Genomic DNA, 11,665 nt, shown 5'->3' on the forward strand with positions numbered 1-11,665 from the left:
TTATGTCACTTACAACAGTTATACGAAATATCCGCACAAAGCAAAAGATCAAATTCAATCCCCCTGACAGGCCTACCGCTGTCTGGACAGGGAAAGACCTGCTTGATGGAAAGCCTGTAACCGCATTAACCATTATTTTCCAGACTTCAGGCTGCCGCTGGAACAACTGCACCATGTGCGGGTATGTTTATGACAGCGCGCGCTTGCCCCCCTCGCATGAAGATCTTATGAAGCAATTCGAGCATGCAATGGCGCGCTGCAAGGACGAAGAATTCATCCTGAAGATATTCACTTCTGGCAGTTTTCTTGACGATAGCGAGATCGGACCCTCAACGCGTATCGAGATGCTTTCACGGTTAAGAGAAAATGACCGGGTAAAAAAAGTGATCGCAGAGACAAGACCGGAATACGTGACTGATGAGAAATTATCCGAAGTAAGAGAAGCTCTTGGCAAGAGGTTTGAAGTGGCAATTGGTCTTGAAACCAGTAATGACATGATCAGAAAGGACTGCATCAATAAAGGTTTTTCATTTTCTGATTTTACAGGGGCAAGCGAGGTTGCAAGAAGGAATAACGTAACCGTAAAAGCGTATCTTATGCAAAAACCACCCTTTCTTTCAGAAGGGATTGCCATGAATGACATGATCAATTCCATTAATGACGCGGCGCCCTTTGCCCGGACAATATCCATGAACCTGTGCAATGTCCAGAAAGGAACACTTGTGGATGAAATGTTCGAGCGCGGTGATTACAGGCCGCCGTGGTTATGGAGCGCTGTTGAAGCGCTCAAGGTGGGAAAGGAATTGGCTCCTGGAACTGTCATAATGTCAGACCCGGTGGGCGCCGGTTCAATGCGCGGCCCCCATAATTGCGGGAAATGCGATGATGATGTGGCTGAAGCAATAAGGATTTTCTCGGTGACGCAGGATACTGCGGTTTTTAAGAATCTTGATTGTGATTGCAAAGAGTTATGGAAAAAAGTGGTTGAACTTGAGGATTTCACATTCGGGGCGCCGCTTGTGAAATAGATCGGATTATTTTTTATTGAGTAACGATTTTACGATTTAAACCTTTACGTAAAATCATCCATAAGCCCGCTTATATCGATATTATCGATAAGCTGCTTCACAAGCGGTGTATCCTTTATCTGCGGCAGCTCATCCTCGTATGTTGGAGACAAAACTTCATAAAATATCCCGATGGGTATATGCTCGCCCCATTCCTGTGACTTCGTAAAAGCCTTGATTTTATCTGTCGTATCATGTCCGGCAGCCTGGAGATCATAGACCCGCTGCTTGTACCAGTCGTAAGTATTGACATTGTTGAAGCTCACACAGGGCTGGAATACATCCACGAAAGACAGACCCCTGTGCTTGACAGCAGCAACGATGGTTTTCTGGAGATGTTTGACATCGCCCCCAAAACTTCGCGCAACAAAAGTCGCCCCGGCGGAAATAGCAAGAGCTATCGGGTTAACAGGTACTTCAATTACGCCTGAAGGTGTAGATTTCGTTCTCACTCCCTTTTCACTTGTTGGTGAGGTCTGCCCTGTGGTAAGGCCATATATCATATTATTGTGGACGATATATGTCATATCGATATTCCTTCGCATTGTATGGATAAAATGACACATGCCAATCCCGTATCCATCGCCGTCTCCTCCCACTGTGAACACTGTCAATCCATTGTTTGAAAGCTTCACTGCTGTCGCCACAGGCAATGCCCTTCCATGTATCCCGTGAAGACCGTATGTTCGTATCCAGTGAGGTACTTTTCCCGAGCAGCCTATACCAGAGATCATTGCTACGTTTTCCGGCTCTATGTTGAGTTCAACAATAGCCCCTTTTAGCGCAATTAATATCCCAAAATTACCGCATCCCGGACACCAGTTGGGCCTGTCAATAACGTTCAGGTCAGTCATTTTAACCATGTGTTACCACCTCTTTTATTGCAGTAAATATTTCTTCAGGATAAAAAGGCCGCCCGTCATATTTCAGGACCCTTTTATCCACATCTTTACCCGTTTTCTCTTTGATAATATCAGCAAGTTGTCCTGAGAAATTGTTTTCCACTACCGCTGTCTTTTTTGCCGATCCTAAAACCTCTGCAACTTTTTCAGACGGGAACGGATTTAAATATACTATCTGGAGAAAATTCACTTTGATGCCTTCCTTTTCAAGCAGGATCATAGCCTCTTTTATCGGGCCTTTTGTGGAACCTGCTGCAATTATCGTGATGTCCGCATCTGCATTTGCGTCTGTATCCTGTGATCCGACCAATTCGGGTTGTTTTAGTTCTTTTGCAAGAGTATCCATTTTTCGTGCTCTTTTTTGCATCATTTTTATCCTGACATCAATGTCTTCGCTGATGCTTCCTTCTTCGTCATGTTCATCACTTGAAGCTGTGTATATTCCCTTTTTCATACCGGGAATTGTTCTCGGGGAGATACCATTTTCCGTATATTTATATCTCTTAAAAAAAGTGGTATCCAAAGATGCGGCCAGATCAGCCGGGTCGGCATAACTTCCGCGGTCAATAGTTACTTTTTTTGGATCAAACTTATCTGTTGACTTATGGTTCTCTGCAAGGTTCTTATCGCTTAAAACAATTACAGGGGTCTGGTACTTTTCTGCTATGTTGAATGCAACTTGCGTCAAATAGAAACTTTCCTCGATATCCCCGGGAACAAGTACGGGGCGCGGGAAATCACCCTGAGAAGCATTCAGCGCGAATTTCAGATCGCCCTGCTCGGACCATGTGGGCAATCCAGTGCTTGGTCCAGGGCGCATTGAGAGGATTATTACTACTGGAACTTCAAGCATTCCTGCAAGCCCGTATCCTTCGGTCATGAGACAGAAACCTCCGCCTGATGTACCGGTCATTGCCCTTACACCCGTAAAGCCAGCACCTATTGCCATGTTAATTGCAGATATCTCATCTTCTGTGTGCTTGACAACGATATTGAACCTTCGCTCCTGGGCTGCCATGAAATGCAAAATAGAAGATGCAGGAGTCATAGGATATGCAGCGTAGAACTTGCATCCTGCATTTATAGCGCCCATGCATATTGCATCATTGCCCGTAAGGACCATACGCCCCGGTTTTCCTGTCTTTTCAAGCTTGTATTCAAAATCGTTCTTGAAATTATTCTTGATATAATCATAACCCGCTTTTGCTGCTCTCGTATTTTCATCGATTATCTTATCACCTTTTCTTTTGAAGTTATCCTTTATAACTTCCCCAACAATTCCAAAATCATAATCTATAAGTGCTATAGATGCCCCCAGGGCAACATTATTTTTCATTATCCCCTGTACCCCAATCTCCTTGATTATATTATTAAACGGGATCGGATAAAGCCTGATATTATCATTTATTTCCTTCGGTTCTATGACTTCAGAGCTATCATAAATAATTCCCGCACCGTTTACAAGCTCACCTTTATGCAATAATATCGTTTCTTTATTCAGGGCAATTAGTATATTTACTCCTTTTACCTGGGAAAATATCTCCCGGTCTTCGACTCTCACCTGCAAGTTATTATGTCCGCCCTTTATAAGTGAAGGATATTCACTGATATCATACACATGAAGACCGCCGCGAGAGCATGATTGTGAAAATATCATACCTGTAGCCATAATTCCTTCTCCTGCTTTTCCGCCTATTTTCCATGTTAATCTGTTTATTGCCATAGTATCACTTCACCCCAAGTACGATTGTCAAATGTTATCCTGATTTTCGTAGCAATCGTACCAACGGCTCCAAATAAAACATGTATTCAATAAGCAATATAGTTTGCTTTTATTGGTTTTTGGCGCTTAAATTTCAGGTTTCAAAAGGTTGTCCAGGATTCTACCCTTTATGGGAGCATAAAAAATGTATCGTATGTAGAAGCCATGGTGTATCCCTTACAATGGCGGGGCCTATATATAGCAGTTCTCAGGAGTATACGTGTGTTATTTTCATTATATTCTGGGCATGGTCATCGAAAACATGGATAGTAATACATACCAAATAATTCAATAATAAATGGCTCCATCCCTTCATCAAATTGGCTTCGTATATATTATATTGCTAACGCCGGCAATGTCATACTGCCGGAAGATTTTTTTTCCATGTCTGGCAGAATTCTTCATATACCGGGCGGAAAAATCGCTTGACAAGTATTACAGCTACCACAGCGGCAATGGCAGGAGCCAATCCCAGATTTGTCACTAGAAGCGCAGATAGGGCTGCTGCTATAGTCGCTTCATCGTTGGTACTGAAAGCCTTTATCAGATCATTTCTGTCTCTCGTATCTTCTGTCTCAGAGTCACAGATGAGCTTGTATGCCTCCAATTCCAGGCGGTTGAATAGTCGCTGCCCGAACTCCATCACATCTTCCTTAAGCCCCATTTGTGCCTTGTCATAGGTGACCTGAGGTTCGAACGAACTGCCCTTTGTTGGGTCCTGCGCTATGGCTTTTGCGCGCATCCCGAGTTTTTCGTATAGCTGTTTCTCATCGGATTTCAACAATTTCTGAACTGCCGGCTCGGCTTGTTTTGTTAGATCTGCCATAATTTACCCCAGAAACAACTAATACTGCCCTCAATTTATAGTTTTCCATACGTCAAAATCTTGGCGGCTCAAAGCGCACGGTCGCCGGGCCGAATAGCGTATATGCCAGACCGAGAGGGTTATTGAGTTCCATGAAATGTCGCCGGGCGTTCAGCAAAACGCTGCCAGCCTGTCCCCCGGCGAGAAAGTCCCCCAGAAATTTTTCTGCAAACGGATGTGCAAATTCTACAGTCATAGGACATTCCGTCCCTATTACGCCACTAGCGCCGCTCGTAAGGAAAAAATGAATAAAGCTGTCCGACAAAGAGGGAGTTACCTGTGCGGATTCGCACATGTTCAATATAACGAAAGGATGGGACTGGAAATGGAGATCTTTAATCTTGTAAAGCTCTTCAAGATACAGCTTTCCATTGGATAGCTCGATCCAGGAACTATCCGGTTCGAATTTTTTTTTCTTTATGCTTTCATACAATAGTCTGTAGGTCTCAAGCAAGGGTGAGTTCTCATCCAGACTCTCATACCGCCTGATAAATAAATCAAGGTTCAATCCGCCACCGATGTCAGCCCGGCGGTGCCGGGTATAGCCATGAGTGTAGAAGTAGAGAATATGAGCATCGCATTTGCTCAATAGCTTTATACAATCATCTGCGTCTGTGATGGGAGGAGTGACTTCAAGGCTACCTGCGCTTCTTGCCTTTAAGTTTTCCAAAAACGATATTTCTTTGTCTGCATTCCTGAAGGCTTCCCACAACATGAACCCGAGCTTGAGCCTGTCTGCAATCTTAACAGGCTCATCTGTCCCTTTATTTCTGTTGGGCAACTGCTGTTCAATGCAATATCTGAGTCCCCAGAATCCCTCAAGATCCGGGAGTTCATAATCCTTACGCGATATATCTCTGTCATAGAGCAATGCCCATGGGAACACAAAGCTTGCAGCATTCTGATGAAGGGAAATTTGAACGATCCCTCCCTGCCTGACAGTATGGTTTTTTAACCACTCACCTATCCTGTATATTGAGGTGTCCTTTTCAAGCATGAACAGTTTTGTCCAGAGCGTTTGACCTGCTCTGGCAAGCATGCGAACGCTCGCAATGAAATCATCCTTTTCCCCTTTCAGTCCCGAGGTAAAAGTATTACTCATCGCAATGTCGTACCAGATATTTCGGATGTTTAACAGGAGGTCTTCCAGGTCTGGTGCCGGGAGGTAAGCCGTAGCTGTTAAAACCATTTTTTGATCCGGGGATTTGAAGAAGGCAAAGGTGAATGAAAAGCTCTCTCCCTTTTTGTTTATGTCAATATGCAAATCCCTGGGCATGATCTTATCAAAGTCCCGGTAATCAAGCTCCCGTCTTTCCTGTTCAAGCCAAAAAGGTTCTTCCAACCCCAATCGTGGCCGGATTGGATCATCAAACCCGCCAACGACTTCGGCATATATCATAACAACCTCGATGAGATTGAATTCATAATAAAGGCGGATTCTGATCTGGGTTAAGTCGTCCTTACTGTTAGACTCCTTTAATGGTGTGACATGGAAAATGGCATTCTCTATGGAGTCACCGTGAGGCGGGAGAATCAGTGTCTGGGTTGGATCTTTAATCGTAATGTAATCTTCGTGTTCCGTTGTTGCTGTTACCATGAGAGTTACATTTTGCTCCTGTCCGGGTTCCTGAATAGGAGCCCTTTTATCCCCTTTAAAAGGGATACCTTTTATCTTGGTCCGCACCGCTACTTTCAGTTGATATTCCTGCCCTGTTTGCAGCGTGTGCCCCTTCAGTACTTCCTGGCCCTGTTTGCTTCCTTCAGCGTAAATAAAGGTAAAATCGGCGTATCGCGGCGAAGGTTCGACGAGAGAAACCTCGCTGATTGGTTTGCGCATGTCTATCTTTCTATCGACAGGCACATCTATCCGATCCATGCCAAGATCACTCTTTTTGGATTCCCACTCTTTTACGTACTTTGTTTCCATTGATTTCTTGAATCTTGGCCTGGTTACTGATGCACGTACTCCGGGTTTTTTCTGCTCTAACTTTGGCGGTTCCACTTCTGGCAGGTCTAATTGTGGTTCCACATATACTCCCCGCTCTGACGGTTTGGCTCTTTTTAAGGCGGGCTTTCTGGCCATAGCTTGTAATGGAAAGAGAGTTCGGATATTTTCTGAAATCAAACTCTGTATATCCTCAGGGATTTTATCGAAATAGGTTGATACAATCTGTTCAATACGGGATACGAACTTATCATTTTTAGAAAATTTTAGCAATAATTCATTTCTTAAATTTTCGGGCAACTTGTCGAAGTATGCATCTAAAATATTAATCACAAAAATAACCGCTTCCTCTTTTTCCGAGAGCCTGAGCAACACATCATTTCTTACATCTTTAGAAATCATGTTGAATTTAATGAGGAGAATACGCCCCAAAGTCCCGGCAACCTCATTCTTTTCAGAGAGCCTGAGCAGCAGCTCATCTCTTTTGTTCTCAGGAATATTATCAAAATTATCCTCTAAATTCCGGCCTTCTTCCCTGATATCCTCAGATGTTTCAGAAGAAATGCCAATATCTTTTCCACCCATTGTTTCACCTACCAGTGTTTATTAAAATTTGAATCAATCATATATTAAACTACCTTGAATCAATCATATATTAAACTACCGGTAAGCAGGAGGAAGGTGTTAACTAAGTTAACAGCCCCGCCTCCTAAAACATTTACTTCCAGATCTTTCCATTATAACTATTTGTCACAGGGCACCCCATGCAGCGGTTCGATATATGATGATTACAGTCTTTGCAGTTGCATCCGTTACCGCATGGAGGTGTATCGCTGAACTCAAAATTCATTTTTATTGGCATTACAAAGTCTTTCATCGCTGCTATAACGATACTGACCTCAGCAGCCCTGACCAGAGGATTGCTCCTGAGGTGGCCGTCAACTATCGCTTCCAGGGTGGCGATATCCTCGCCAACGAAGAAAAGACATAAGTTGTGTTTTCCTGAAACGATAAGGCCGTTTAAGAAATATGGGCAATCCTTAAAAATATCAAGAACAGACGAAGTGTTATTTGCTATTACATCTACCTTTGCCATATACAGGTTCACTTCTTTCAGGTTCATTCCTACGATATGTGAAAGAGCGCCCTTTTGTTTTAATTTGTGAATCCTTGCGCTAACGGAGGGCTGGGATATCTTGAGTTTTTCTGCCATTTCGCTCTGGGACATTTCAGGATATTTTTCAAGAAGAGATAATATTTCCCGGTCTCTTTTGTCAAGGTCAAGGAATTCTTTCATTAGTTCTCATATTTACATAGAATATTATATAGTTTTCTATAATTTACTATAAAATACCTCTATATTCTTATTATTTATAACCAAAATCCTTATAAGTTATAAAATCGTTTATTATATGATAATATATGAATAGAGATATTGTATTTATAGATGAAGAAAAGTGTAACGGCTGTGGTATGTGTATTCCCAATTGTGCCGAAGGAGCAATAAAGCTGATCAATGGAAAAGCAAAACTGGTCGATGACAGGTTTTGCGATGGTCTCGGTGCTTGCCTGGGGCACTGCCCGCAGGGTGCGATCACTATAACAAAAAGGAACGCACCCGAATTTGATGAAGAAGCAGTAAAAAAACACCTTCTGGCCGAACCTGGAATCTTTGAGAAAAAAACTGAAAAGAATATCCCATGCGGCTGTCCGGGAAGTATGGCAATGGATTTGAGAAGCGAGAAAAAGGCTCCTGTAGTCCGGGGACGGCAAAATGCAGAACTGAGACAGTGGCCTGTGCAGCTTATGCTTGTTTCACCCGATGCATCGTATTTTAAGGACGCTGACCTGCTCATAGCTGCTGACTGCGTACCTTTCGCATATCCCAATTTTCATTCGGATTTCCTCAAAGGAAAATCGTTAATAATCGGATGTCCAAAGCTTGATGATGCACAATATTATGTAGAAAAGCTGACAGAGCTTATCAAGAAAAACAATATTAAAAGTATTACACTTGTTAATATGGAAGTTCCCTGCTGTTTCGGGCTCCAGCGAATTGTTGAGGAAGCTGTAGGTAAGTCAGGGAAGATCATGCCTATCAGACAGACAGTGATAACGATACGGGGAGAAAAGCAGTGAAAGTTTTTATTTTATAGTTGACCACTTATAAAAATTGTTGCCTGTGTCACCATATATATACTACCATCACCAAGTCAGGAACCATGCCCCATTATCTTGGAGAACTACTGCTATACTGGTGTCCTTCCTGCAATCTTCCGGTACTCGGAAAAACCTGCGCTTGCGGCCTGTCCACAAAAAAAATTGAAGTAACACCCCCGGGTGACATCAGGCCAGCTTTTCCATACGATATAAATCTCATCAACAGCACAACAGAGAAACAATTCGGCCTCAAACTCATCCCCGAAGGCCATCTTGTAGTCCTGAACAAGGCCCCTTATGAAGACAGGATGGATGAAGTGATTTTTGACGGCGCGATCATGGGTTCTATCCGATTCGAACTTGAAAAAATGGACTGGGTATTCATTCCAAGGCTTGAGGGAGCAAGGCGTCTTGTGAATGGGACAAAATGCATAGTTATCGATAAAGGCGCTGTTAATTTTATTATGAAAGGTGCATCTGTGCTTGCGCCCGGTGTTAACGAGGCCAATCCCGGTATTGTGGAGGAAGATGAGGTAATTATCCTGACGCCTGAACATGAAGTGATAGCTACGGGCAGGGCAAGGATGAGCGCCCAAAGGATGCTCACTCATGAAAAGGGCATGGCTGTAAAAACACGATGGCACGATAAACCGCGTGCTCTGGAACAACAGCAACCCACAGAACAGGCAAAAACCTGGGATGATGCAGTGCAGGCAAATATCCATATTCTTCGAACACGTGAAGAAAAAGCTCATAGTTTTATAAAAAATGTGGTTGAAACCCAGAAAAGACCTGTGACTGTTTCATATTCAGGCGGGAAAGACAGTCTTGTCACGCTGCTTCTTGTGCGTGACACCTCAACGGAATTTGATATCCTGTTTGCTGATACGGGTCTGGAGTTCACTGAAACCGTAGAAAATGTCAAACAAACAGCAAAGGAGCTTTCTTTACCATTGAAAATCCATTCATCAGGTGATTCATTCTGGCAGTCCATAGATAATTTCGGGCCTCCGACTGTGGAAGCAAGATGGTGCTGCAAAGTCTGCAAGCTCGGGGCGATCACACAGGTCATAGAACAAAACTATGAGAACGGTTGCCTCACATTTATCGGTCAGCGAAAATATGAAAGCCAGATAAGGGCCAACAGCGAGCATATCTGGAAAAACCCCTCTGTTGGAAACCAGATCGGTGCCACCCCGATCCAGAACTGGACTGCGCTTCATGTATGGCTGTACCTTTTCTGGAAAAAAGCAAAATACAATCCGTTGTATGAAGAGGGATTTGACAGGATCGGATGCTGGCTTTGCCCTTCGGCAAGCATGGCTGATTTTTCAAGATTGTCCCAGATCCATCCTGAATTGAGTGAAAAGCTTGAAAAATACCTTAAAAGTTATGCTTCCCGTAACGGACTGTCCGATGAATGGGTAAAATACGGCTTCTGGCGATGGCAGGCACTCCCTAAATCAATAGGTATGATCGCGCAAAAGCTGGGAATAAACATTGTACCGAAAAATGAAAAGAAACCCGCCCAATTCACATTGACTGCTGGATACCGCCCATGCAAAGCAGGAGGCATCACGGCAGAAGGAAGTTTTGGGACTCCTTTGAATCTTTCACTTATTGAAGAATCAGGTTTCATGACCCTGATAGGTGAAACAAATTCAATTGACGGCGTGATACTTGTTTCGCAAAATGAGAATAATGTCCATGTATATGCAAGCGGGACAGTGGTTGCAAGAGGCGGGAATGAGGATGAAGCCAGGGAATTAGTACAACTTGCGCAAATATCAATAAGGCGGGCAGTATTATGCACCGGGTGCGGCGTATGTGTGGGCAAGTGTGCGGTGCGGGCGGTAAGCGTCAACGGGACTGCAAGAATAAGTGAGAAGTGCACCCGTTGCGGGAAATGCACATGGTCATGTCCTGTGGTGAAGTTCAGGTAATATTTGCAGTTATTTTATCGTAATATTTTCATTTTCCATCAAGCAGCGTCAATGACCTTATCCATTCCCCTTTAGGTTCCCTCGTTGTCCCCACGATAAGCCGTTTCACATTTCCCACGATCTCAACCATGCCGCGCGCTTCAATTCGCTCGCCCACTAACGCTTGCCCTGCATAGGTATGTGTATATGACAGCACATAACTAATTTCAGGATGGTCAATTTTATAGATCGCAGGGCTGTCGAATGCAAAGTCAGCATTTGTGACTGTCGCTTCAATGGTCTTATTGCCAGCATCGGTTCCGCGTAAACATGGCTCTATATCCTTCCAGTCACGAACATAAAGCAGGTCAAAATACGTTCCTCCCACCATTCCCCTGTTACCTTTCCTGATCTCATGGAGCAGGAATTCATCAAACGAGATATCAGGCCTGCGCTTCTTATAAATATCCTGCCACATATCATCACTGATTTCTGTGATAGGGTTTTTCTTTTGTTTTTCCCGCCGGATAATATCACGCGCAGTGAACCATGAGCTTCCATAAACGATAAAATCAATGTCCGATGATCCTATTTCAAGACCGGGAAGAAGAGACCCGGTAACACCCATATTTTCAAGAGGCACATGTTTTTCAAGCGATTTTACAATTGCCTTTACTTTTTCGTTCTTCTCTGTTATCTGCGGCAGTCTTTTATCAGGTGCAAGTATCTCTTTGACCGAATCCCATGGCACGATATGCACATCGCTCACCCATTCCGGGCGGGCTTTCCTCATGAATATGAATGCATCATCAAAATCCATTTTGCGATATTTTTTCCCGGTTCCCCTTGTGCCCTGTGGGTCAGGAACATATCTCAGGATCGAGCGAATCCCGTCTTCATGGCAGTAATCTGCGACTGCAAATATCCAGTCGTCTTTTGTTACGATAAAATCACGAAGTCGTGTACGGAGCATCGGTCAATTACCCCCGGTTGAAACCGGGGGCTTGTAACTATGCTTCATCTCAATTCCTGTTATGGCTTT

General features: G+C 43.7%; 9 protein-coding genes. 3 read left to right on the forward strand and 6 right to left on the reverse strand.

The genetic code is table 11. The features are described from left to right. The first annotated feature begins 2 nt into the window (after positions 1 to 2). On the forward strand, positions 3 to 1,028 hold the full coding sequence (locus CL181_RS04660; RefSeq protein WP_097298080.1) for an archaeosine biosynthesis radical SAM protein RaSEA: 1,026 nt from the start codon (positions 3 to 5) through the stop codon (positions 1,026 to 1,028). Positions 1,029 to 1,072: 44 nt separating this feature from the next. Here CL181_RS04660 and CL181_RS04665 read toward each other — a convergent pair whose 3' ends face one another. The 5 genes from CL181_RS04665 to CL181_RS04685 all read right to left on the reverse strand — a co-directional run bounded on the left by CL181_RS04665 (position 1,073) and on the right by CL181_RS04685 (position 7,838). Beyond that, the gene (locus CL181_RS04665; protein WP_097298081.1) at positions 1,073 to 1,930 is read right to left on the reverse strand and encodes a thiamine pyrophosphate-dependent enzyme; all 858 of its coding nucleotides are present in this window, start codon (positions 1,928 to 1,930) and stop codon (positions 1,073 to 1,075) included. Continuing rightward, positions 1,923 to 3,692, reverse strand: a complete 1,770-nt coding sequence (locus CL181_RS04670; RefSeq protein ID WP_097298082.1) for a 2-oxoacid:acceptor oxidoreductase subunit alpha — start codon at positions 3,690 to 3,692, stop codon at positions 1,923 to 1,925. The genes CL181_RS04665 and CL181_RS04670 overlap by 8 nt, the downstream gene beginning before the upstream one ends. Positions 3,693 to 4,089: 397 nt before the next feature. Then, entirely contained in the window at positions 4,090 to 4,557 is a 468-nt protein-coding gene (locus CL181_RS04675; RefSeq protein ID WP_097298083.1) for a hypothetical protein, read from the reverse strand. A gap of 52 nt (positions 4,558 to 4,609) precedes the next feature. Beyond that, complete coding sequence (locus CL181_RS04680; RefSeq protein ID WP_097298084.1) at positions 4,610 to 7,126, reverse strand: CHAT domain-containing protein; 2,517 nt, start codon at positions 7,124 to 7,126, stop codon at positions 4,610 to 4,612. A 133-nt stretch (positions 7,127 to 7,259) separates the two neighbouring features. Then, positions 7,260 to 7,838, reverse strand: coding sequence for an Lrp/AsnC family transcriptional regulator (locus CL181_RS04685; protein WP_097298085.1), 579 nt, complete (start codon positions 7,836 to 7,838; stop codon positions 7,260 to 7,262). 125 nt (positions 7,839 to 7,963) lie between these two features. On the opposite strand from CL181_RS04685, the gene CL181_RS04690 reads away from it, so the two are divergent. Both CL181_RS04690 and CL181_RS04695 read left to right on the forward strand, forming a co-directional pair. Beyond that, on the forward strand, positions 7,964 to 8,680 hold the full coding sequence (locus tag CL181_RS04690; protein WP_097298086.1) for an ATP-binding protein: 717 nt from the start codon (positions 7,964 to 7,966) through the stop codon (positions 8,678 to 8,680). Positions 8,681 to 8,763: 83 nt separating this feature from the next. Next, positions 8,764 to 10,644 (forward strand): phosphoadenosine phosphosulfate reductase family protein, encoded by a 1,881-nt coding sequence (locus CL181_RS04695; RefSeq protein WP_097298087.1) that lies wholly within the window; start codon positions 8,764 to 8,766, stop codon positions 10,642 to 10,644. A gap of 28 nt (positions 10,645 to 10,672) precedes the next feature. Here CL181_RS04695 and CL181_RS04700 read toward each other — a convergent pair whose 3' ends face one another. Continuing rightward, entirely contained in the window at positions 10,673 to 11,596 is a 924-nt protein-coding gene (locus CL181_RS04700; protein ID WP_097298088.1) for a nucleotidyltransferase domain-containing protein, read from the reverse strand. Between the last annotated feature and the right edge of the window lie 69 nt (positions 11,597 to 11,665).

It is taken from the genome of Candidatus Methanoperedens sp. BLZ2 (genome assembly GCF_002487355.1).
Taxonomy (GTDB): domain Archaea; phylum Halobacteriota; class Methanosarcinia; order Methanosarcinales; family Methanoperedenaceae; genus Methanoperedens.